General features: G+C 62.2%; 1 pseudogene. It reads left to right on the top strand.

From position 1 onward, the window contains the following. Positions 1-670: pseudogene (locus tag CAG22_RS26915) on the top strand (thiamine pyrophosphate-binding protein); the annotation flags it as partial.

The raw sequence follows: 670 nt of genomic DNA, 5'->3' as shown, positions 1-670 counted from the left end.
CCAGAAGCCGATCAAGAAGTCCAAGCAGGGCCGTTTCCAGATCATCGACGTGTGCGGCATGATGGACCCCATCACCAAGTACACCCACCAGTTCGCCTCGGCCGACAACATCCCGGCCCGTATGCGCGAAGCCTTCCGCCTGGCCGAAGAGGAGAAGCCGGGTGCGGTGCACCTGGAGCTGCCTGAAGACATCGCTGCCGAGCAGACCGAAAGCCTGCCGATTCCGCCTAGCTTGAGCCGTCGCCCGCTGGCCGAGCACAAGGCTATCGAAGCCGCCGTGGAAAAACTGCAGAAAGCTCGCAGCCCGATCCTGGTGATCGGCGCCGGTGCCAATCGCAAGATGACCGCCAAGGTCCTCAAGCAGCTGATCGACAAGACTGGCATCCCGTTCATCACCACCCAGATGGGTAAAGGTGTGGTCGACGAGCGTCACCCGCGCTTCCTGGGCAACGCTGCGCTGTCGTCGGGTGACTTCGTGCACCGCGCCGTCGAAGCCGCCGACCTGATCGTCAACATCGGCCACGACGTGATCGAGAAGCCACCGTTCTTCATGGTCCGTGGTGGCACCGAAGTCATCCACATCAACTTCCGCTCCGCCGAAGTCGATGCCGTGTACTTCCCGCAGGTGGAAGTGATCGGCGACATCGCCAACGCCGTATGGCAGATCAGC

Origin of the sequence: Pseudomonas sp. B8(2017) (genome assembly GCF_002113575.1) — a bacterium.
Taxonomy (GTDB): Bacteria; Pseudomonadota; Gammaproteobacteria; order Pseudomonadales; family Pseudomonadaceae; genus Aquipseudomonas; species Aquipseudomonas putida_Z.
This window is presented reverse-complemented; position numbering and strand designations above follow the sequence as displayed.